The 21,207-nt window shown below is 63.8% G+C and carries 19 protein-coding genes, 1 tRNA gene and 1 pseudogene; 13 read left to right on the plus strand and 8 right to left on the minus strand.

Annotation, left to right across the window (positions count from 1 at the left end; all coding sequences use genetic code 11):
• Positions 1–21: 21 nt before the first annotated feature.
• Complete coding sequence (locus AC07UX_RS02265) at positions 22–444, minus strand: sugar transporter (protein WP_495190396.1); 423 nt, start codon at positions 442–444, stop codon at positions 22–24.
• Positions 445–534: 90 nt separating this feature from the next.
• Between AC07UX_RS02265 and AC07UX_RS02270 the strand changes: the two genes are divergently transcribed.
• Positions 535–1,038: a 2'-5' RNA ligase family protein gene (locus AC07UX_RS02270; protein WP_495190397.1), complete on the plus strand. Its 504-nt coding sequence runs from the start codon at positions 535–537 to the stop codon at positions 1,036–1,038.
• A gap of 90 nt (positions 1,039–1,128) precedes the next feature.
• Here the strand turns inward: AC07UX_RS02270 and AC07UX_RS02275 are convergent, their stop codons facing one another.
• The 3 genes from AC07UX_RS02275 to AC07UX_RS02285 form a co-directional block, all read right to left on the minus strand.
• The gene (locus AC07UX_RS02275) at positions 1,129–2,367 is read right to left on the minus strand and encodes an NAD(P)/FAD-dependent oxidoreductase (protein WP_495190398.1); all 1,239 of its coding nucleotides are present in this window, start codon (positions 2,365–2,367) and stop codon (positions 1,129–1,131) included.
• A 92-nt stretch (positions 2,368–2,459) separates the two neighbouring features.
• Positions 2,460–2,536, minus strand: a tRNA-Met gene (locus tag AC07UX_RS02280).
• 98 nt (positions 2,537–2,634) lie between these two features.
• Complete coding sequence (locus AC07UX_RS02285) at positions 2,635–3,483, minus strand: alpha/beta hydrolase (RefSeq protein WP_495190399.1); 849 nt, start codon at positions 3,481–3,483, stop codon at positions 2,635–2,637.
• 180 nt (positions 3,484–3,663) lie between these two features.
• On the opposite strand from AC07UX_RS02285, the gene AC07UX_RS02290 reads away from it, so the two are divergent.
• The 4 genes from AC07UX_RS02290 to AC07UX_RS02305 all read left to right on the plus strand — a co-directional run bounded on the left by AC07UX_RS02290 (position 3,664) and on the right by AC07UX_RS02305 (position 7,855).
• The gene (locus AC07UX_RS02290) at positions 3,664–5,073 is read left to right on the plus strand and encodes a circularly permuted type 2 ATP-grasp protein (RefSeq protein ID WP_495190400.1); all 1,410 of its coding nucleotides are present in this window, start codon (positions 3,664–3,666) and stop codon (positions 5,071–5,073) included.
• Positions 5,074–5,212: 139 nt separating this feature from the next.
• Positions 5,213–6,145, plus strand: a complete 933-nt coding sequence (locus AC07UX_RS02295) for an alpha-E domain-containing protein (RefSeq protein ID WP_495190401.1) — start codon at positions 5,213–5,215, stop codon at positions 6,143–6,145.
• Between the two features lie 24 nt (positions 6,146–6,169).
• Positions 6,170–7,039, plus strand: coding sequence for a transglutaminase family protein (locus tag AC07UX_RS02300; RefSeq protein ID WP_495190402.1), 870 nt, complete (start codon positions 6,170–6,172; stop codon positions 7,037–7,039).
• 78 nt (positions 7,040–7,117) lie between these two features.
• Entirely contained in the window at positions 7,118–7,855 is a 738-nt protein-coding gene (locus AC07UX_RS02305) for a proteasome-type protease (RefSeq protein ID WP_495190403.1), read from the plus strand.
• Between the two features lie 123 nt (positions 7,856–7,978).
• Here the strand turns inward: AC07UX_RS02305 and AC07UX_RS02310 are convergent, their stop codons facing one another.
• Both AC07UX_RS02310 and AC07UX_RS02315 read right to left on the minus strand, forming a co-directional pair.
• Complete coding sequence (locus AC07UX_RS02310) at positions 7,979–8,476, minus strand: type II toxin-antitoxin system VapC family toxin (protein WP_495190404.1); 498 nt, start codon at positions 8,474–8,476, stop codon at positions 7,979–7,981.
• Positions 8,463–9,533: a hypothetical protein gene (locus tag AC07UX_RS02315; protein WP_495190405.1), complete on the minus strand. Its 1,071-nt coding sequence runs from the start codon at positions 9,531–9,533 to the stop codon at positions 8,463–8,465. Before AC07UX_RS02315 ends, AC07UX_RS02310 begins: the two co-directional genes overlap by 14 nt.
• A gap of 300 nt (positions 9,534–9,833) precedes the next feature.
• Here AC07UX_RS02315 and trxB point away from each other — a divergent pair, with 300 nt between their 5' ends.
• Positions 9,834–10,796, plus strand: a complete 963-nt coding sequence (trxB, locus tag AC07UX_RS02320; RefSeq protein ID WP_495190406.1) for a thioredoxin-disulfide reductase — start codon at positions 9,834–9,836, stop codon at positions 10,794–10,796.
• Positions 10,797–10,824: 28 nt separating this feature from the next.
• Here trxB and AC07UX_RS02325 read toward each other — a convergent pair whose 3' ends face one another.
• Together AC07UX_RS02325 and AC07UX_RS02330 are read right to left on the minus strand one after the other, a co-directional pair.
• Positions 10,825–11,112, minus strand: a complete 288-nt coding sequence (locus AC07UX_RS02325) for an acyl carrier protein (protein ID WP_495190407.1) — start codon at positions 11,110–11,112, stop codon at positions 10,825–10,827.
• A 28-nt stretch (positions 11,113–11,140) separates the two neighbouring features.
• A complete protein-coding gene (locus AC07UX_RS02330; protein ID WP_495190408.1) occupies positions 11,141–12,169 on the minus strand; it encodes a GNAT family N-acetyltransferase in 1,029 nt (342 codons plus the stop codon).
• Between the two features lie 44 nt (positions 12,170–12,213).
• Between AC07UX_RS02330 and AC07UX_RS02335 the strand changes: the two genes are divergently transcribed.
• The 7 genes and pseudogenes from AC07UX_RS02335 to AC07UX_RS02365 all read left to right on the plus strand — a co-directional run.
• On the plus strand, positions 12,214–13,743 hold the full coding sequence (locus AC07UX_RS02335; RefSeq protein WP_495190409.1) for an acyl-CoA ligase (AMP-forming), exosortase A system-associated: 1,530 nt from the start codon (positions 12,214–12,216) through the stop codon (positions 13,741–13,743).
• Entirely contained in the window at positions 13,740–14,972 is a 1,233-nt protein-coding gene (locus AC07UX_RS02340) for a pyridoxal-dependent decarboxylase, exosortase A system-associated (protein ID WP_495190410.1), read from the plus strand. Before AC07UX_RS02335 ends, AC07UX_RS02340 begins: the two co-directional genes overlap by 4 nt.
• Before the next feature lie 132 nt (positions 14,973–15,104).
• A complete protein-coding gene (locus tag AC07UX_RS02345) occupies positions 15,105–15,749 on the plus strand; it encodes an XrtA/PEP-CTERM system exopolysaccharide export protein (protein ID WP_495190411.1) in 645 nt (214 codons plus the stop codon).
• A gap of 2 nt (positions 15,750–15,751) precedes the next feature.
• Positions 15,752–17,272 carry an XrtA system polysaccharide chain length determinant gene (locus AC07UX_RS02350; RefSeq protein WP_495190412.1) on the plus strand — a complete coding sequence of 507 codons (1,521 nt, stop codon included), beginning with the start codon at positions 15,752–15,754 and terminating at the stop codon, positions 17,270–17,272.
• A gap of 14 nt (positions 17,273–17,286) precedes the next feature.
• Positions 17,287–18,240, plus strand: a complete 954-nt coding sequence (locus tag AC07UX_RS02355) for an AAA family ATPase (RefSeq protein ID WP_495190413.1) — start codon at positions 17,287–17,289, stop codon at positions 18,238–18,240.
• A gap of 53 nt (positions 18,241–18,293) precedes the next feature.
• Positions 18,294–19,841 carry a hypothetical protein gene (locus AC07UX_RS02360; RefSeq protein WP_495191761.1) on the plus strand — a complete coding sequence of 516 codons (1,548 nt, stop codon included), beginning with the start codon at positions 18,294–18,296 and terminating at the stop codon, positions 19,839–19,841.
• Between the two features lie 22 nt (positions 19,842–19,863).
• Positions 19,864–20,703, plus strand: a pseudogene (locus AC07UX_RS02365) (XrtA/PEP-CTERM system-associated ATPase); the annotation flags it as partial.
• Between the last annotated feature and the right edge of the window lie 504 nt (positions 20,704–21,207).

Consider the following 21,207-nt stretch of genomic DNA (forward strand, 5'->3'; position numbering starts at 1 on the left):
TCACGCTCGCAATGACGATATTCAGTTGACGATCCCCCTCGCCCGCTGCGCCACCGCGTAGCGCCACTGCACGATCGCGATGACGAAGATCAGGATCGGGAAGGCGGTCGCCACCGCCACGCCCTTGATCGCGATGATATCCGTGGCGGCAAAGACATAGCCGAACTGCACCACCACTGCGATCAGCGACAACAGGAAGAGCTGGACCGCCGCCTGTTTGCGCAGCAGCAGGAAAAGCGCCCCGCCAAACCCGGCCAGCACCGCGATGCCATAGTCCAGCCATAGCCATGCCGGCATCGCCGCGAAAATCTTCTCGCCGCCGGGGTCCGTCCTGGCCAATTGCTTGAGGTCCATCAGATATTGCATGACGAAGGAGGCGATCCCCATCAGGTTCCAGAGCAGGAATGCGATAGCGATCACGATGAAGGAACGCGGTGCCGACATGATGACTCCCTCCCGAAGCGACGCTCCGATGGTACGAAGCCGTCATGATCGCATCCTACGCCGGCTTGGCCACCGACGGAAGCCCGTCCGATGAGCGCGCCGATCATCGTCACGGCTCTGCTGGGTGCGGCCGATTTCGCCTGGGCGGACGGCCTGCGCCGCGCGCATTTCCCGCCCGATCGCAACGTCCTGTCCGCGCATCTGACGCTGTTCCACCATCTGCCGCCCTCTGCGCTGGACGAGATATCCGCGCGGCTGAAGCAATTGTGCGCCGGGCCGCCGCCGTCCGCGCGGCTGACGGAAGTCATGTTGTTGGGCCGGGGCGTGGCGTTCCGGGTGGACAGCCCGGCGCTGATGGCGATGCGGGATGGGTTGGCGGACGCCTTTGCAGGCCTGCTGACGCCGCAGGATCAGGCCCGCCCGCGCCTGCACATCACCGTCCAGAACAAGGTGATGCCGGCCGAGGCGAAGGCGCTGGCGGCGGCGCTAGGCCGCGATTTCCACCCCCGTCCGTTGAAGATCGCGGGCCTTGCCGCCTGGCACTATCGCGGTGGGCCGTGGGAGCCGGCGATGAAGGCCATGTTCAGGGGGTAATGCGACAGCCGTTCGTTTCGAGCGCGGTCGAGAAACGGATGGCGCAACGCTTCCCATGTCCCGACACGCTCGAAACGAACGGGCTGGTTTTTACGCCAAGCCCACTTCCTTCAGCGGTACGCTTGCGTCGCCCAGTTGCGCCACGTCCAGCGCTGCGCCGGCAATCACATGGGCGCGACCCTGCACATAATCCTTGACCATGTTGACGCAGTCGAGCGCGATCACCTTGCCACCTTTCAGGTACACGATCGAAAAGCTGCGCGTGGCCGGGTCGCCGCGCGTCACCGTCTGGTCGAAACCGGTCGACAGGCCCACGGTCTGGAGCTTCAAATCATATTGGTTGGACCAGAACCAGGGCACGGCGTCATAGGCGTCTGTCTTGCCCAGGATGTGCGCGACGGCGACCTTCGCCTGATCATTGGCATTCTGCACCGATTCCAGCCGCATCTGCGCGCCACCGGCAAAGCGGTTGGCATGCGCCGCGCAATCGCCCACGGCATAGATGTCGGGCAGGCTGGTGCGGCAATATTCGTCCACATCCACGCCATTGCCACCGGCCGCACCCGCCGCGATCAGCGGACCGGTTTCGGGGATGATGCCGATGCCCACGATCACCATGTCGGTTTCGATCCGCTCGCCATCCTGCATCAGCACGGCGGTCGCCCGATTGCCGGTTGGACCGTCCGTCACCTCGATACAGTCCATCCGCGCGCCGGTGCGCAGGTCCACGCCATGGGCGCGATGCTCGGCCTCGTAGAAGCGTGAGAGGTCCTCGCCCGCCACGCGCGCCAGCACCCGGTCCAGCGCCTCCAGCAGCACGACCGTCTTGCCGAACTTCGACAGCACGGCGGCCGCCTCCAGCCCGATATAGCCGCCGCCGATGATGGTCACATGGTTGATGGTGTCGATCTTGGCCATCATCGCGTCGACATCGTCGCGGCGGCGGACGGCATGGACATTATGGGCGTCTGCGCCGTTGCAGGTCAGCATGCGCGGGCTGCCGCCGGTACACCAGATCAGCTTGCCATAGCCGATCTCCTGGTCGCCTATGGTCACGAACTTGCCTTCGGGATCGACGCTCCTGACGCGCTTGCCCAGCAGCATGTCGATCTTGCGTTCCTCCCAGAAGCTGGCCGGGCGGATCAGGATACGGTCGAAGCTCTTGTCGCCCGCAAAATATTCCTTGGACAAAGGCGGACGTTCATAGGGCGGATATTGCTCGTCGCCGATCATGGCGACCGTGCCGTCAAAGCCAGCCTGACGCAGCGCAATTCCCGCCTGCGCCCCCGCATGGCCCGCACCCACGATCAGAACGTCATAATAGCTCATGCCGCCAATATCCTCTTCTGCCCTGTTTGGCAGGCTGATTGGCGCGCTTTGCCAGGGGAGGCAAGAAGGATGTGCTTTGTCGGGGTAATAAATGGTAGCGGAGGAGGGACTTGAACCCCCGACACGCGGATTATGATTCCGCTGCTCTAACCAGCTGAGCTACTCCGCCCCAAAGGGCCTCGCCGGGCGGCAAGCCCTGCGGTGAGGCGGCGCTATACGCAGGGGATGCGGGGTGGTCAACAGCGCTTTTTGAGAAAAGTTGCGCGCTCATTTTCGTCGCGCTGCCCAGCCGGCCGGCAGCGCGGTGGGATAGGCGTCCATCGCATCATCGTCCATCGCTTCCACCGCCTCGCTGACCAGCGGGCCGAGCGTCGCCATGTCGGGATTATGGCCTGCACCCGGCGCGATCAGCCAGTCGGTCGGATGGCCGGCTGCGGCGAACAGGGCGCCGGCCTGATCCATGTCGACCCGATCGTCGGCGGTGCCGTGGATCATCACCAGCGGCGCCCGGATCCTGGTCGCGGCGTCCAGATTATTCCATTTGTCGGGCAGAAGCGCCCCCATGCCGCCCGGCGCGGAGTCGGCCAGCTTGTCGAAGGTGGAGAGGGTAATGACGCCCGCGACCGGGACCGTCGCCGCGACATGCAGCGCCACCGCGCCGCCCAGCGAATGGCCGACCAGGAATATGCGCGCGTTCGATCCGATCATGTCGCGCGCCTGCGCGATGAAGCGGCGGCCGTCGTCCACCAGCCCGGCCTGGGTCGGGTTGCCCGGATTGCCGCCGAACCCGCGATAGGACACCACGATGACATGATCACCCCGGCCGGTCAGATGTTCGGCATAGCGGGCCGCGACGCCCTGGTTCGATCCACGTCCGTGGAAGAAGAGGATGACGTCCCGGTCCATCGGGTCTCCTGGCCAGTAATAGCCGGCCAAGGCCAGTCCGTCGGCAGTCTTCACCATCCATGTCTGGGGGCGGACCCGGGTCCATCGCGCAATGTCGATCGGCGCTTGGCTGGGCTTGTAGATCTGCTCCCGGATCGCGCCCGCGCAACCGGTCAGGGCCAGCGACGCGGCGATCGTCCAGGAGCCGAAGGTCCGGCGCAAGTGGTTCATCCTCGATCATCTTCCCGAAAAACGGCGCGTCAAAACGAAATGACGGCGCATTTCCGCCATATATCATGAATGGCCGCGAAACCTTTTCCGCGCTCGCCATTTTTGCCTTGCAATCGTCACGGGCCGGCGCACACATATTGCAATGCACAACCGGCCGCTGGCCGAGGGAGGATCGTCCACTTGCCCTTCCATGAAATGTTTGAGCCTGATGGCTCGATACGCCCTTGCTATGACGAGGTGCAGAAATGGGTGGAGCGGACGGGCATAGCCGGACTCAATCGCCGCATGGATGAAGCGGAGGCGATCTTCCGCCGCATCGGCATCACCTTCGCCGTCTATGGCGAGGGCGGCGATCCCGAACGGCTGATCCCGTTCGACCTGCTGCCGCGCATCTTCACCGCAAACGAATGGCGCATCCTGGACAAGGGCATCCGGCAGCGCGCGCGGGCCCTCAACGCCTTCCTGCACGACGTCTATCATCGCGGCGAAATCGTGAAGGCCGGCATCATGCCCGCCGACATCATCTATCGCAACAGCGCCTATCTGGCCGAAATGGCCGATTTCACCCCGCCGGGCAAGGTGTACAGCCATATCGTTGGCATAGACATCGTGCGCACCGGGCCGGGCAGTTTCGAAGTGCTGGAGGATAATTGCCGCACCCCGTCCGGCGTGTCCTACATGCTCGAAAATCGGGAGATCATGACGCGCATGTTCCCCGAACTGTTCGCGCAGGGGATCGTGGCGCCGGTGGACGATTATCCCGCCGAATTGCTCAAAAGCCTTAAGGAAGTCGCGCCGCCCGCGTGCAAGGGCGATCCGGTCGTGGTCGTGCTGACGCCGGGATCGCTCAACAGCGCTTATTATGAGCATAGCTTCCTTGCCGATCTGATGGGCGTGGAACTGGTCGAGCCGGCGGACCTGTTCGTCGATGACGATCGCGTCTGGATGAAGACGACGCTGGGGCCCAAGGCGGTGGACGTCATCTATCGCCGCATCGACGACGAATATATCGATCCGCTGGTGTTCCGCCCGGACAGCCTGCTGGGCGTGCCGGGCATCTTCAACGTCTATCGCAATGGCGGCGTGACGCTGGCCTCGGCGCCCGGATCGGGCATCGCCGATGACAAGGCGGTCTATATCTACGTGCCGGAAATGATCCGCTTCTATCTGGGCGAAAAGCCGATCCTGGACAATATCCAGACCTGGCAATGCGGCAAGCCCGACGAGCTGCAATATGTGCTGGACAATCTGCACGAGCTGGTCGCCAAGGAAGTCCATGGTTCGGGCGGCTACGGCATGTTGATCGGCCCCAAGTCCACCAGGGACGAGGTGGAGGCCTATGCCGCGCGGATCAGGGCCAATCCGGGCGAATTCATTGCCCAGCCCACATTGGACCTGTCCACCGTGCCGACGCTCGGCCCGGCGGCGGTGGTCGGCCGCCACGCCGATTTCCGCCCCTATTGCCTGGTCGGCAAGCAGATTCGCCTCGTCCCGGGCGGTCTCACCCGCGTCGCGCTGACCGAAGGGTCGCTGGTCGTCAACTCCAGCCAGGGCGGCGGGGTGAAGGATACCTGGGTGTTGCAGGATTGATGGGGATGGCGCGTCATAAACAAAAGCCGTTCGCCCTTAGCCTGTCGAAGGGCACCGCCGAACGTAGCGAGGTGTCTTCGCCTCCGCTCAGACAGGGGCTTCGACTTCGCTCAGCCCGAACGGAATGTGAGATTAGCCCATGTTGAGCCGGACCGCCGAAAATCTCTTCTGGATGGCCCGCTATATGGAGCGGGCGGAGGCGACCGCGCGACTGCTCACCATGGGACAGCGTATGGCGATCCTGCCCGGCGCGCATCATCGCGACGAATGGCGCTCCGTCGTGCGCGCCACCGGTTCCGGCCATCAATTCCCCGAAGGCCAGCAAGTGACGGAAAGCGACGTCGTCTCCTTCCTGATGCTGGACCCGGACAATCCCTCGTCGATCCGCTCCTGCTTGCTCAAGGCCCGCGCCAACGCCAAGTCGGCGCGCACCATGCTCACCCAGGACATGTGGGAAGCGCTGAACGAAGGCTGGCGCAAGCTGGACAGCTATGATGTCGGCGAAGCGCGCCAGCAGCTTCCCACGCTGATCGACTGGGTGAAAACCCGCGTCATGACCTTCCGCGGCGCCGCCCATTCGGGCCAGTTGCGTAACGAAGGTCACGACTTCCTGCGCACCGGTTCCGCGCTGGAGCGGGCGCAGATGACGCTGCGCCTGCTCGACGTCAAATATTATGTACTGCTGCCCGAAACCGAAGTGATCGGCGGCAATCGCGACCATTATCAATGGACGTCGGTGCTCCACGCGCTGTCGGGCAGCCGCGCCTATCATCATGTCTATGGCGGCACCTATACGCCCTGGCAGATCACCGACTTCCTGATCTTGAACCGCCTGTTTCCGCGCTCCATCGCCTATTGCTACGACCAGCTGGCCTATCGGCTCAATCGCCTGGCGGGCTGGCATGATGCGCGCGCCGCCTGCCACGACACGGTGCAGGAAATGGTGACCGCGCTGGAGAAGCTCGACAGCGGCGAAATCTTCCGCTTCGGCCTGCATGAAACGGTGCAGCACGGCCTGTCCATGACCAACCGTCTGGGCGCGGAAATCGCCCAGGCCTATCATTTCGGCTGATCGCGGGAGGGGGAGGGCGCGGCCATGAAATTGATCGTTCGCCACCAGACCGTCTATCGCTACGCGGCCAGCGCCGGCCGGGTCGCGATGCGCCTCAAACTGATGCCGGTCGATACGCCCGCGCAGAGCGTGCTGGAATGGCAGGTCAGCGTGAACGGCGATCCGATCACCGGCTTTCGCCCCAACAGCTATGGCGAGCGGGAGGCGATCTGGATCCGCCACGACCGGCTCGATCATGCGACCATCGTGGCCGAAGGGGTGGTGGACACGCGCGAAAGCCATGGCGTGGTCGGCCATCTCGATAGCCGGGTCGATACCCGCTACTTCCTGCGCGACACGGCCCTGACCCGCGCGTCCGCCGGCATCGCCGCCATGGCCCGCGACCTGCCGGCGCAGGACGGCCCGCTCGCCACGCTCCACGCCCTGTCCGCCGCCGTCAGCGACGCGGTCCAGTATCGCGCCGGCGTCACCACGTCGAACACGACCGCCGCGCAAGCCTTCGCGCTGGGCGCAGGCGTGTGTCAGGACCATGCGCAGGTCTTCATCGCCGCCGCCCGCACGATCGGCATCCCGGCCCGCTATGTCTCGGGCTATCTGCTGGCGGGGGAGGGCGATGCGCTCCACGAAACCCATGGCTGGGCCGAAGCCTTCCTGCCCCAGCTTGGCTGGATCGGCTTCGACCCGTCCAACCGCGTCTGCGTCACCGAACGCTATCTGCGCGTCGCCAGCGGCCTGGACGCGGATGAGGCCGCGCCGATCCGTGGCTCGGTCACGGTGGCAGGCGACATATGGATTGACGCCGACGTCCGTATCGCGCAGGCCGAGGACGGAGTCGAACAGCGGCAGTTGCAGAAGCAGCAGCAGCAGGCTACCCCGCCCGACTCTGAGGCTTAACCCAGACCGATCGCAAGCCGGATGCCCCATCCGGCGTTCGCCGATCGCGACGGCAGGATGACAGGAGGCCGGGGGGTCGTGACTTATTGTGTGGCCGTGCGCGTGGACCAGGGACTGGTCATGCTGTCCGACACCCGCACCAATGCGGGCATGGACAATATTGCGCGTTTCCGGAAAAGCTTCACCTATCATGTGCCCGGTGAGCGCGCGATCACGCTGATGTGTTCGGGCAACCTGTCCATCACCCAGGGGGTGAAGGCCACGCTGAGCAAGGCGATCAAGGAAGCGCAGTTCGACCCCGAAGTCGAAACCATCCTCAATTGCGACACCATGTATCGCGTGGCGCAGATCGTGGGCGATGCCATGCAGAAGATGCAGCACCGCTATCGCTCCAACATCGAAATGGGCGGTTCGGGCGCCAGCGCGTCGATCATGATCGCGGGCCAGCGCAAGGGCGGCAAGCCGCGCCTCTACCTCATCTATTCCGCCGGCAATTTCATCGAGGCTACGGAAGACACGCCCTTCTTCCAGATTGGCGAGCATAAATATGGCAAGCCCATCCTGGACCGGATCATCCAACGCGAAACCAGCCTGGAGGACGCGACCAAGGCGGTGCTGGTATCCATGGATTCCACGCTACGCTCCAACCTCTCGGTCGGCATGCCGCTCGACCTGACGGTGATCCCCACCGACACCTACGACTTCCGCGTCCGCACCCGGATAGAGGCGGACAATGAGGAATTTCTGATGATCTCCCAAGGCTGGAGCGCGGCCCTGCGCAAGGGGTTCGAGGATCTGCCTAACGTGCTGGATTGAGCGGGGCGAGGCATGAGGGCGGGTTTGCGCCATCGGTTACCGTTCGGAAGCGATTCCAAAGAACCTGAAAGCGGGCATTCGAATTTAACCGGTTCTGAGACAATTTTTTGACCCGGCGGACCATCACATTCCGCCTAAGAGACTTGGCGGCGGTGGCGGCGGCTTTCTGATTCTCAGGGTCCCACCCGCCGGCTTCACAATCTTGTCGTCAAGCTTGAGCAGCGCGGAATCGAAGGTATGAAATTCAGAGGCGTCCGCGATCACCGCTGTCGCCAGATGAACGGCGTCAGGAGGTCGAAGCCCAGGGTGTCCGGCTTGCATCAGTTCGCGCGCCAATGTTCCGACATATCGGTCGACTGGCACAATCAGGATGTACTCGTTCCGGAAAAAGTCAGCAAGCACGTCGCCATCTTCGCGTTTCACCTGATCGTCCTTGCAGACTTCCGCGAGCGACAGTCCAGACGTGGCAATTTCGACCTGCTTGCGCGTAGCCAGTTCGATCACATGATTGCAGGGAATCGCGCGATCCTCGACGCCTCCTCCTTTGAGCAGTGCCTTCTCTTGGATAATCGTGGCGATCCACGTGCACGCATCCCATGCGACGCGTCTAGGCTTCGCCATTCCGTACCCTCTCTAAGTGATCATGGGACGAGAGCCCATGCGTAAAGTCGGGATCAATAATGTCCTTGAGCTGGGGAAGCAGCTCCTCCGGATCGGCGAAGTCAAGCCGGGACACTTCGGCTTGGCTCAGGCGGCCGACGGATCTATATTTAAGCACACCGATCGCGGTCACGCGCCGGTTCCGCCACACAACCTGCGCGACAGGCTCGCCCTCTAGAGCGCGTAGCGCCTCGCCGGAAAGGAAGCACTTAACGTCTCCGCCAGTTAGGCGGCTTTTGACGATGATAAAGGGCCGGCCCCAGCCGTCAGTGCCCACATTCTGAATATAGCCCTCGAAGCTGCCAAGTTCGCGGTAAGGGTGAACCGGCTCGGCCTCCCTGACTAGTTCGACGTTTTTAAGCGCCTGCACCGCTGCTGCCGTGCCCACCGTCAACTCAGGGCTATTGGGGTCAAGCGAGCCGACGCTAGTTGCCGCAAGGCTTCCTGAAATCCGCCGCAGAAAGCGATCGGCCGACTCGATGACGTTATCATTCCAATAAAGAGGTCGCTCGCCCTGCGAGATGATTTGTCGGAGACCGCCAACGGTGACGTCACGAGCTTTCGCCGCCAGATCGGGCCCGTCAGCATGGCCGGGCAATGCGACTGCCTCAACGATGATACGCGCGGGGCTATTCTTACTGAGGCCGACGACCTTCCAATCAAAACGCTCCGTCGTATCGCCTGCAATCGTCTCAGCGACGCCGTTTAGCATGGCGAAGAAATCCTGAATCTGTTCGATCAGGTCTCCCAAGAGCGGCGCATCCGCTTCGGCGCGGCCCGCTATACTGATCTCGACAGTCGTTGCCATGCCGGTCGCACTACATCCTTCGCTTGCATAAGCATAGAACGCTGAAATTTCGACGCGGTAAAGAATAAACGGGTGCTGGCTAATCCGGCCGCATCCTTGAGCGAGCGTCTGTTCCCGCAATTTGGCCGAATGGCACATTCCCCTCCCGCCCAATCCCACCCATTCCAATATCCTTCCAAAATAGGATTTCCTCTGATCTACCCTCGGCATGGATCAGCCTCTCCTCATCCCCGACCGCGCCAATCCCCGCATCTCCGCGCCCCGATCCCGCCCGCCGCGCCCAATAGGAAGTGACGCTTCGCGAGCGCCATGGGGAAGCTTCGCGAACGCTTTGCGAGAGCCTTGCGGGCGCTTCCGGCGCATTTCGGGCGTTACACTGTGAACTTCGCCCGCCGCCGCGCGCGACGCCAAAAGCCGCCCTTCGCCGCACCCATGCAAATCCTTCGCTTGGCGCGCGGCGTGGGGGTGCCTATCTCTCTGGCCGACACGAATCACAGCTGAAAGCCTGACATGACCGCCACCCATTCGACCCGCATGCTCATCCTCGGTTCCGGCCCGGCCGGCCTGTCCGCCGCCATCTATGGTGCGCGCGCGGGTCTGGCGCCGATCGTGGTGCAGGGGATGCAGCCCGGCGGGCAGTTGACCATCACCACCGACGTCGAAAATTATCCCGGTTTCAGGGACGTGATCCAGGGCCCTTGGCTGATGGAGCAGATGCAGGCCCAGGCCGAGCATGTCGGCGCGCAGATGATGTACGACCAGATCGTCGACATCGACCTGTCCGAACGCCCGTTCCGCCTGAAGGGCGACAGCGGCACGCTCTATGTCGCCGACACCTTGGTCATCTGCACCGGCGCGCAGGCCAAATGGCTGGGCGTCGAGGGCGAGGAGCATTTGCAGGGCAAGGGCGTATCGGCCTGCGCCACCTGCGACGGCTTCTTCTATCGCGGCAAGAAGGTGGTGGTGATCGGCGGCGGCAACACCGCGGTCGAGGAAGCGCTGTATCTCACCAACCACAGCCATGACGTGACGCTGATCCACCGCCGCGACAGCCTGCGCGCCGAAAAGATCCTGCAAGCGCGCCTCCACGCCCACCCGAACATCAAGGTGCTGTGGAACAAGGCGGTGGACAAGTTCGTCGGCGGCGGCACGCCCGAAGGTCTGGTCGGCGTGGACCTCATCGACACGGTGACCGGCGAAAAATCGCATGTGACGACCGATGGCGGCTTCGTCGCGATCGGCCATCACCCCGCGACCGAATTGTTCGACGGCAAGCTGCCGCTCGACGAAGGCTATATCGTGGTGGAAAAGGGCACGACCCGCACCGCCATCCCCGGCGTCTTCGCGGCGGGCGACGTCACCGACAAGATTTATCGTCAGGCGGTGACGGCGGCGGGCATGGGCTGCATGGCTGCACTCGACGTCGAAAAATTCCTGGCGGAACAGGATTTCGAGGAGTTGGTGGAGGCCTGAACTGCTACCACCGGGCGGGTCGGCTGGTTCAGCCGACCTTGGCCTGGGCGAAGGCGACCAGCGATCCGAAGGTTTCGAACGTGTCGCCGTCGATATCCTCGTCCTCGATCAGGATGTCGAAACGATCCTCCATCTCGGTCAGCAGGCCCGCGACCGCCATGGAATCCAGTTCGGGCAAGGCGCCGAACAGCGGCGTGTCCGCGTCGAACGCATCGACCCTGTCCTGCGACAGGCCGAGCACGTCGCGGAGCAAAGCCCGCATCAGCCTGTCCACGTTGACGGTCCGGTCGTTCGGCTGAGAATTTTGCGCCTGCATAATGGCGGTCTAACTAGTGGCTCGCTGCCTAACCTACAAGCGCCGAAATGGCGGTGCGGGCGGCGGGCAGCCAGGCGGATGCGAAGCGCGGGTTGAAGGCGTCGATGCGATGGAGGGGGATGCGCTGTTCCATCCAGTCGGTCTTGTAGCCATTGTCGCCGGTGCCATAGTCGATCAGACGCACCCGGTCCCCGTCGATCGCCCGCTCGAACATGGCGTGGCTCAGCAAGGTGCCGGGGGAGGCGCGGTTATGGGCGGCATCGTGGCTGAGCTTGTGGATCAGTGCGACGCCATGCTCCACCGTCCACAATTGCGTCGCCACCGCGCGCCCCTCATATTGGGCAAAGCCCAGCCGCAACGTCCCCGCCGCGCTCTCCCGCTCTGCCAGGTCGCGAAGAAAATCCAGCCCCGGCTCCGCCTCCTTCCAGCTGCGGTCATGCACATCGACATAGTCGCGCCACAGATCGTCGGTCAGCCGGCGGGCGATCGACAGGGTGAACGGGCTGCCGCGCCCCTTGCGCTTGACCAGACTGCGCAATTTGCCCGGCCGCGACGCCCAGTAGTCGGCAAAGCTGCGGCCCTCCACCGGCAACAGATGGCGCCCGCCCATCGCCCGGCGCACCGCGAACCATCCGGCGCGGCGCAGCGCCTGCATCATCGGCGCGCTATCCTCCAACGGATACAGGTCGATTACGGCGCAGGTCTTCAGCAAATGCCGGGCGAGGCTTTCCAGCAGGCGCAGCTGCATCGCCGTGTCAGGATTGCCGATAAAAACAGGCGCCCAGCTGAAACTATACCAGTTGGCAAGCGCGCTGACATGGCGGGGGGAAGGTGCCGTCGTAAACAGCCAGGCTTCCCTGCCGTCTTCCACCGCGGTCAGGATGCGAAGCGGCGTATCGGCCATGCAATGGGCATGCAGCATGGCATACCAGTCCAGCCGGTCGAACAGGCCGGGCACATGGGCGCGATCCAGCCGGCCGGCCAGCCGCCGCTGCACCTCATCCAGGCTGTGATATTCCCTTACGCCCCGCAACCGACTATCTCCGCCCCCAGTCACTGGTTCCCTATAGGATAAAAACATCGCCATGGAGTTAAGCATCTGTGACTAACGATTTCCCGACGATCGACGGGGCGCAGGTGCAGCCGATCGACCATGTGCTGCTGCGCGGCGATCCGGCATGCGTGGCGCTGGACGGTCGGTCGGGCAGCTATGATTATGCGGAACTGGAAGAAACGCTGGGTCGGCTGGCGGGATGGCTGGCCGGGTTCGGGCTGGAGCAGGGCACGCGAGTCGCCAGCTGGATCGCCAAGGGGCCGGTGGCTGCGCTTATGCCGCTGGCCGCGCCGCGTGCGGGGCTGGTCCATGTGCCGATCAATCCGCTGCTCAAACATGCGCAGGTTGCGCATATATTGGCGGATAGCGGGGCGATGCTGCTGATCGGCACGGCCGCGCGACTCGACAGCCTGTTACAGGGCGACGTGCCCGCCGGTTGCCAACTGCATCGCGAAGATGACGCCGCCTGTGCGATGAGCGGCGGCACGGCTATCGGCCCATCGGACGCGGCGCCGGATGATCTGGCGGCGATCCTCTATACGAGCGGTTCGACTGGCCGGCCCAAGGGCGTGATGCTCAGTCACGCCAATCTTTGGCTGGGCGCGGTGGCGGTGGCTGATTATCTGGGGCTGACGCCGCAGGACCGCACCGCCTGCGTCCTGCCGTTCAGCTTCGACTATGGGCAAAATCAGCTGCTTTCGACCTGGTATGCTGGCGGCTGTGTCTATCCGCTAGACTATCTGACGCCGCGTGATGTGCTGAAGCTGATCGACCGGCGCGATATCACGACGCTGGCCGGTGTGCCGCCGCTCTGGGTGCAATTGACGGAACTGGAATGGCCGGACGCGGTGGCGGGGAAGCTGCGGCGGCTGACCAATAGCGGCGGTGCGCTCACCCGGTCGCTGGTGGCGAAGCTCCGCACGCTGTTCCCGCAAGCGGACCTCTATCCCATGTACGGCCTGACGGAGGCTTTTCGGTCGACCTATCTGCCGCCTGCATTGGTCGACAGCCATCCCGACTCGATGGGCAGGGCCATTCCCTTCGCAGAGATATTGGTGGTCCGCCCCGACGGTAGCCTTACCGATGATGAGGAGCCGGGCGAACTGGTGCATTGCGGACCGCTGGTCGCGCAGGGCTATTGGCATGATGCTGCGCGCACCGCCGAACGGTTCAGGCCGGCCCCGGCTGCCTCGCGCTATGGCGGCATGGCGGTCTGGTCGGGCGACACGGTGCGGCGCGACGAGCAGGGGCTGCTCTATTTCGTCGGCCGCGACGATGCGATGATCAAGTCCGCTGGCAACCGGATCAGCCCGACCGAGATAGAGGAAGCGGCGGTTGCCGTGCCCGACGTCGCAGAAGCGGTGGCGCTGGGGGTGAAGGACGATCGGCTGGGGCAAGCGGTGCGTCTGCTATTGCGGTCGGCCGAACCGGATATCGCTCAGGCCGTCGCCACCCATCTGAAAAGCGAACTGCCCAACTTCATGCAGCCCAAGGATATCGTCGTGCTTTCTGATTTTCCCCGCAACCCCAATGGCAAGATCGACCGGGTCGCGCTGGCGCAGGAGCATGGCGCATGAAGCCGATGGGGCCGATCCCAGGCTGGTTCGCCCAAGAGGAAGGCATGTTGGTCATCGGCGGCTGCGGCGCGGCCAGCCTGGTGGACGAAGCGGGCGACACGCCGCTCTTCGTTTATGACATGGATATCGTGCAGGCGCAGGTGCGCCGTTTCCGTGAGGCGATGCCCGCTGCGCTGCATCTTCATTATGCGATCAAGGCGAATCCTTATGCGCCCTTGCTGGCGCGCATGGGAAGTCAGGTCGACGGCTTCGACGTCGCGTCGGGTGGCGAACTGGCCATGGCGCTGGCGGCCGGAATGGCGCCGAATCGGATCAGCTTTGCCGGGCCGGGCAAGCGCGACGACGAACTGGAAGCCGCGATCTTCGCCGGTGCGACGATCAATCTGGAATCGGAAGGGGAAGGACGCCGGGCGCTGGCCGTCGCCGACCGGATCGGCAAGCGGCCGCGTCTTGCCGTGCGGGTCAATCCGGACTTCGACCTAAAAGGGTCGGGCATGCGCATGGGCGGCGGGGCCAAGCCCTTCGGCATCGATGCGGATCGGGCGGCGGCGCTGGCGCGGGCCATGATCGATGCGGACGCGGACTGGCAGGGGTGGCATATTTTTGCCGGCAGCCAGAATCTCGATCCGCTGGCGATCATCGAAACGCAGGCGGCGACCATCGCTCTGGCGGCCCGCCTGTCCGATACGGTGGGCGCCACGCCGCCGCTGGTCAATCTGGGCGGCGGCTTTGGCATTGCCTATTTCCCCGGCGATAACCGGTTGGACATCCGTCCGATCGGTGTGGCGCTGGACAGCGAATTGGACAGCCTGCCGGACATATTGCAGGGCAGCGCCTTCGCGATCGAACTGGGCCGCTGGCTGGTGGGGGAGGCCGGCGTCTATCTCACCCGCGTGATCGACGTGAAGGTCAGCCAGGGCGAAACTTTCGTGGTGGTCGATGGCGGCCTGCATCATCAACTGGCGGCCAGCGGCAATTTCGGCACGGTCGTGCGGCGCAACTATCCGATCGCAGTTGCCAATCGGTTTGGTGCGCAACCTGCCGCCGACCCGGTGACGGTGGTCGGGTGTCTCTGCACCCCGATAGACCGGCTGGGCGACAAGGTGGCGCTGCCGCCGGTGAAGGAGGGCGATCTGATCGCCATCTTTCTTGCCGGTGCCTATGGCGCTTCTGCAAGTCCTGCCGCTTTTCTTGGTCACCCAAGTCCTCGTGAGCTTTTACTTGGCTGATTTGCACAGGACTTAACTCCTAACGGTATTTTTACCCTTTCACGCCATGAAGGTGGTCGGAGCCATATGCCGATCGGTCGCCTGTCCTTCGTTGGCGGTCGCTGGCGCATGGCCGCACGAAGGGATGAGATTATGCGTTTTGTGTCGGTTTCCAGGCTTTTGATCGGCGTGTCATTGCCCGCCGTCGCCTTGTCGGGCTGCGCCTCCGCGCCGTCCGGGCCGCAACTGCCGCCTGCCTCCTTCGTGTCGACGCAGGAGGGGCCGGGCGAGGAATATGTCATCGGTCCGCTCGACGACCTGACCATATTCGTATGGCGCAACCCGGAACTGGGCGCCAAGGTGCAGGTGCGCCCCGATGGCCGCATTACCACGCCGCTGATCACCGACATGCCGGCCGTGGGCAAGACGCCCAAGATGCTGGCCGACGACATCAAGCTGGCGTTGACCCAATATATCGAAAATCCGCTGGTGTCGGTGATCGTCAACAATTTCAGCGGCACGTTCAGCCAGCAGATCAGGATCGTGGGCGCGACGGAAAAGCCGGCGTCCATTCCCTATCGCGCGAACATGACCGTGCTGGACGCGATGATCGCGGTCGGTGGCCTGTCCGAATATGCGGCGGGCAACCGCGCGCGCCTTGTCCGCTTCGACAAAGCGACCGGCAAGCAGAAGGAATATCAGGTGCGCCTGGGCGACCTGCTGAAGAAGGGCGATACGCGCGCCAACGTGCTGCTGTCGCCCGGTGACGTCATCATCATCCCCGAAAGCATGTTCTGATCATGGCCGGTCTTTACGACGAACTGTTGGTCCTGCTCCACGGCATATGGAGCCGCCGCTGGGTCGCGCTTGCCGTCGCCTGGGGCGTGTGCATGCTTGGCTGGTTGGGCGTGGCGCTTATCCCCAACAGCTATCAGTCCAAGGCGCGGGTCTATGTGAACACCCAGTCGCTGCTGGAGGACAAGGTCGGCATCACCCAGGTCCAGTCCCAGCAGGATCTGGACCGGGTACGCAGCACATTGGCGAGCGCCGAGAATCTGGAAAAGGTCGTGCGCGACACGGACCTGTCTCAGTCGGTGTCCGGTCCGCGCGATATCGCCGCCAAGATCACCAAGCTGCGCGAGAATATCACGGTGATGGCGCAGGCCGATCCCAGCATGATCGACATCAGCGCGATCTCCGCCGATTCGGGCCTGTCGGACGGCGCCAATGCGCGCATTGCCCAACAGGTGGTGCAGAAGCTGATCGACATTTTCCAGGAGGAAAATCTCTCTGGCGATCGCAACCAGACCAAGCAGAGCCTGGCCTTCCTGGACCAGCAGATCGCCGCGCGCGGCAAGCAGCTGGAAGCGGCCGATCAGCGCCGCGTCGAATTCGCGCAGCGCTATATCGGTCTGCTGCCCGGTGCCGGTTCGATCAGCCAGCGCATGGATGCGGCCCGCGCCGAAATTAGCAATATCGATTCGCAGCTTGTCCAGGCGCAGAGTGCGCTGAGCGCGATGAACGGCCAGTTGGCCGGTACCCCCGCCACCCTGCCTGGCATGACGGCATCAGGCGGCGCGTCGCCGCTGGCGCAGGCGCAGGCCAATCTGGCGTCGATGAAGGCGCGCGGCTGGACCGCCAACCATCCCGACGTCATCGCGGCCCAGCGGGAGGTCGATGCCATTCGTAAAGCGGGCGGCGGTGCGGCTGCGGCTGCCGGCAGCACGCCCAACCCTGCCTATCTGTCGATCAAGTCTATGCAGGCAGACCGGGCCGCAACGGTGCAGGCTCTCAGCACGCGCAAGGCGCAGTTGCAGGGTGACCTCAACACCATGATGTCACGTCAGGTGAACGAACCGGGCGTGGCGTCGGAACAGGAAAAGATCGAAAGCGACTATGCCGCGCTGAAAGCGCAATATGACAAGCTGGCCGCCGATCGGGAGGAAATCCGCCTGCGCGGCGACGTCAAGACCGAGACGGGTTCCGTCCAGTTTCGCGTTATCCAGCCGCCCAGCACACCGACTGCGCCGTCGGCGCCGAACCGGCCCCTGCTGCTGCTCGGCGTACTGATACTGGGCGTGGCTGCGGGTATCGGCGTGGCTTTCGCGCTCGGTCAGCTCAAGGGCACATTCCCGACCGCCGCGCGGCTGGAGAAGGCGATCGGCCTGCCGGTCGTCGGGTCGATCAGCCAGACGGTGAGCGTAGCGCAGGTCGCGATCGACCGGCAGCGCATGAAATGGTTTGCCGGCGCGAGCGGCGGATTGGCGGCGGTGTGCCTGCTGCTGATCGTCGTCGAATTCGTTCAGCGCGGTATGGCGTGAAGGAGCCAGGGAACATGAACCAGCATAGCTCCATCAAGGGCCGGGGATCGCTGATCGAACGGGCGACGGAAATCTATGATTTCAACGCTGCGTTGCGCGGTCGCGCCGCGCCGGCGGTCGATACGACCGATTTGCCGCCCGAGCCAGCCACCACGCCGCCGCCTGCGGCACCCGCTCCGGTGGCCGTTGCCGCTGATGCGCCGATCGCGCCAACTTCCTTTACGCCGCGTGCGCTGGACTGGACAGGGCCGGTGCAGGCGATCGACCGTATCAAGCTGGCCGAAGCCGGCTTCCTGCGGCCCGACAGCGCCGTGACGACGATGAGCGAGGAATTCCGCCTGCTCAAGCGCGATCTGCTGTCGCAACTGCGCACCAATCCGCGCGGTAATCGCATCCTTGTCTGCTCGGCCCATAGCGGGGAGGGCAAGACCTTTTGCGCGATCAATCTGGCGCTCAGCCTGGCAGCGGAAAAGGACCGTGAGATCCTGCTGGTCGATGCCGATTTCGGCAAGCCTGGCATTCCTGCACAACTGGGGCTGGAAGCAGGGCGCGGCTTGATGGACGCGCTCGCCGATCCGCTGGTCGCGATCGAGGATGTCGTGATCCGTACCGATATCCCGTCGCTTTCCGTCCTGCCCGCCGGGCAACGCAGCCATGACGACACCGAATATCTCGCCTCGGCCCGGACGGAGCAGTTGCTGAAGCGACTGACCGACGGCCGGCCTGAACGGATCATCATCTTCGATTCCCCGCCGCTGCTGGCGGCCTCGCCCGCCGCCGTGCTGGCCAGCCATGCCGCCATCGCGCTGCTGGTCGTGCGCGCCGACAAGACATCCGAAAGCGCACTACGTGACGCGGCGGGTCTATTGAAGGGCGGGGCGCAGGTTCAGCTTTTGCTCAATGCCGTCCGCTTCAACAGCGGCGGTCGCCGTTTCGGCAGCTATTATGCCAAGGGGGAAGCCCAGTGAAGACCGTCCGGCTCTGGACCGCTGGCGCATCGCTCGCCGCGTTGGCCGCCACAATGCCCGCCCATGCGCAGTCGTCGTCCGATGGCAAGCGCCTTGATGTGACGCCCTATCTTGGCGTGGATCAAGTCGTGACCGGGCCGATCAAGGGCGAGGGCGATGTGCTGACCTACACCAACGTCACCGCTGGTGTGACGGCGGAAGTGAAGAGCCGCCGTGTCGAGGCGGCGGTCGATCTGCAATATAATCACAGCTTCGGCTGGGGCAGCCAGACGTCGGATCAGGATGTCATCAGCGGCATCGCCCATGCCAATGTCAACCTTGCGCCGGGCCTTTCGCTCATGAGCGGCGGCCTGGCCACGCGCGTACGCACCGATGGCCTGTCAGGCGCTTCGACGCAGCGCGACAGCTTTAGCAGCCAGGTCTGGTCGGCTTATGTGGGACCGTCCTACACGACCCAGCTTGGCGACTTCAACGTTAACGGGTCCTATCGCCTCGGCTACACGCGGGTCGATGATAGCGTGAACCAGAATTTCGGCGGCTTGCAACCCAACGGTTCCTTTGCCGACAGCTGGACGCACAGCCTGTTCGGGTCGGTCGGCTTTTCGCCCAACACAGTGTTGCCGGGCATCGGCCTGACCGCCAGCGCGGGCTATGATCGCGAAGAAGCGAGTCAGCTCGACCAGCGTTTCGAGGATCTGTGGGGCCGGGTCGATGCGACCGTGCCGCTTACCCCCACGCTCGCCGCGGTCGGCGGTGTCGGGTATGAAAAGATCGAGATCAGCCAGCGGTCGCCGCAGCTGGATGCGGACGGTATGCCGCTCATTCGCAATGGGCGCTATGTGACGGACAAAAGCTCGCCCCGCGCGCTGATCTATGATTTCGACGATATCATCTGGGACGCCGGCGTATTGTGGCGGCCGAGCCGCCGCACGACCTTGCAGGCGCGGGTCGGCGAACGCTATGGCGGCATGACCTATCAGGGCAGCTTCCTGTGGCAGGGCCGGGACAGCAGCGTCGCCATCATCGTCTTCGACGGGATCGACAGTTTCGGCCGCATGATCAATTCAGACGTAGCTGCCTTGTCTGGCAGCAACTTCGACGTGGCGCGCAATCCCTTCACTGGCGATATCACCGGCTGCGCCTTCTCGACTACAGGCGGCGGACAATGCTTCAATGATGCGCTGTCGGGCATCACCGACGCGAACTTCCGCTATCGTGGCGTGTCTGCACAATATTCGCTGCGCCGTGGGCCATGGGGCTGGGGCCTTGGCGGGGGCTATTCGCAACGCAAGTTCATTACGCCTAATGGCCAGACCGTGCTGATCCGCGGGTCGCGGGACGAAAATTGGTACGGCAATGCGTCGGTCAACTATGCCATCAGCAGTTCCGACAGCATCGACCTGGTGACATACATCAACTATTTCGACGCCAGCGGGGATCGCCTGGATGTGCTGAACTACGGCGCGTTCACCAGCTATTACAAGAACTTGTCGCGCCGTTTGGCGGCTTCGGCCTCGCTGGGGCTGGACGGGGTAAAGGCGGACGATTTCGACACGATCATCAGTGCGATGGGGCAGGTCGGCCTGCGCTACAGCTTCTGACGTCGGCTTGGGAGACGAGGATATGTACGATCAATATTACGGCTTGCAGGGCCGCCCGTTCCAGCTGACGCCGGACCCGCATTATTATTTCGAGAGCGCGACCCATCGCAAGGCGCTGTCCTATCTGGGCTATGGCCTGGCGCAGGGGGAAGGCTTCATCGTCATCACGGGCGACATAGGCGCGGGCAAGACCACGCTGGTCGGCCATTTGATGCAGACGATCGATCCGGCACGACTGACCGCCGTCAAGATCGTGTCGACGCAGGTCGAAGGTGACGACATGCTACGCCTTGCTGCGCAGCATTTCGGCCTGTCGGTCGATGGTCAGCCCAAGGCTGCGATCCTGCATCAGGTCGAAAGCTATCTCTACGCCCAGGCACGCGCCGGACGGCGCACCCTGCTGATCGTGGACGAAGCGCAGAACCTGCCGGTTTCCGCGATCGAGGAATTGCGGATGCTGTCCAACTTCCAACTGGGCGGTCAGTCGCTGCTGCAGATATTCCTGCTCGGCCAACCGGAGTTTCGCGACCTCATAAAGTCACCCGAACTGGAGCAGTTGCGCCAGCGCGTGATCGCGACCCATCATCTGGAACCGATGATGGCGAATGAGATCGAACCCTATATTCTCCATCGGCTGGCCATTGCCGGCTGGAGCGGCAACCCTGACTTTACGCCCGGCGCTTTCGCGGCACTTTATAGCGCGACCGGCGGCGTGCCCCGCCGCCTCAATGCACTTGCAAGTCGGGTGCTGTTGCTGGGTGCGATCGAGCAATTGCATCTGATCGACGAGGAGGTCGTTGGCGCAGTCGTCGCCGACATGGGTCTGGACGTGGATACAGTGCCGGAACCGGTCGTGCCGTCGGCACTCGATACGGTCGAGGACGTCGAGATTTCCGATCCTGTCGCGGTTGATGAAGAGCGGGGCGAAGACGAACCCGTTGAGGTCGAGGAGGCGTCGGACGATACGGCCATCGCGCCGTTCGCCTATCGGCCGGTTTTCGAAGAAACGGCTGAGGATGATCTCGTCGAGCAAGATGCCATCGAATTGGACGCCGCCTGGGCACAGGAGGAGGAGGTCGAACCGGTCGCCGACATCGCCAATCCGGTAGAGGCTGAAGCGCAGGAAGACGATGCGCCCGACTTTGCGCCCAGCACCGTTGCGCCCTTTGCCCGGCCGGGCTTTGCTGCCTTCGCTCCGCCACGTCCGGTGGCCTTTGAGGCTGAACCGGTTGCCGAAAATGGGCCGCAGGACGAGGTTGAGGACGCAGCTGTTGCTGAACAGGACCAGCCTGTTCAGAAAGACGTGACGGAAGTCGAAGATTTCACCGAGGTCGAACCCTCGGCCGAAGCCCAAGCTGACGCTGAA

This window comes from Sphingobium sp. GW821-FHT02B05, from assembly GCF_059421905.1.

Coding starts and splice junctions, on each gene's coding strand:
- AC07UX_RS02265 (WP_495190396.1), bottom strand. CDS start 444: ATGTCGGCACCGCGTTCCTTCATCGTGATCGCTATCGCATTCCTGCTC.
- AC07UX_RS02270 (WP_495190397.1), top strand. CDS start 535: ATGAGCGCGCCGATCATCGTCACGGCTCTGCTGGGTGCGGCCGATTTC.
- AC07UX_RS02275 (WP_495190398.1), bottom strand. CDS start 2,367: ATGAGCTATTATGACGTTCTGATCGTGGGTGCGGGCCATGCGGGGGCG.
- AC07UX_RS02285 (WP_495190399.1), bottom strand. CDS start 3,483: ATGAACCACTTGCGCCGGACCTTCGGCTCCTGGACGATCGCCGCGTCG.
- AC07UX_RS02295 (WP_495190401.1), top strand. CDS start 5,213: ATGTTGAGCCGGACCGCCGAAAATCTCTTCTGGATGGCCCGCTATATG.
- AC07UX_RS02300 (WP_495190402.1), top strand. CDS start 6,170: ATGAAATTGATCGTTCGCCACCAGACCGTCTATCGCTACGCGGCCAGC.
- AC07UX_RS02310 (WP_495190404.1), bottom strand. CDS start 8,476: ATGGCGAAGCCTAGACGCGTCGCATGGGATGCGTGCACGTGGATCGCC.
- AC07UX_RS02315 (WP_495190405.1), bottom strand. CDS start 9,533: ATGCCGAGGGTAGATCAGAGGAAATCCTATTTTGGAAGGATATTGGAA.
- trxB (WP_495190406.1), top strand. CDS start 9,834: ATGACCGCCACCCATTCGACCCGCATGCTCATCCTCGGTTCCGGCCCG.
- AC07UX_RS02325 (WP_495190407.1), bottom strand. CDS start 11,112: ATGCAGGCGCAAAATTCTCAGCCGAACGACCGGACCGTCAACGTGGAC.
- AC07UX_RS02340 (WP_495190410.1), top strand. CDS start 13,740: ATGAAGCCGATGGGGCCGATCCCAGGCTGGTTCGCCCAAGAGGAAGGC.
- AC07UX_RS02345 (WP_495190411.1), top strand. CDS start 15,105: ATGCGTTTTGTGTCGGTTTCCAGGCTTTTGATCGGCGTGTCATTGCCC.
- AC07UX_RS02350 (WP_495190412.1), top strand. CDS start 15,752: ATGGCCGGTCTTTACGACGAACTGTTGGTCCTGCTCCACGGCATATGG.
- AC07UX_RS02355 (WP_495190413.1), top strand. CDS start 17,287: ATGAACCAGCATAGCTCCATCAAGGGCCGGGGATCGCTGATCGAACGG.
- AC07UX_RS02360 (WP_495191761.1), top strand. CDS start 18,294: ATGCCCGCCCATGCGCAGTCGTCGTCCGATGGCAAGCGCCTTGATGTG.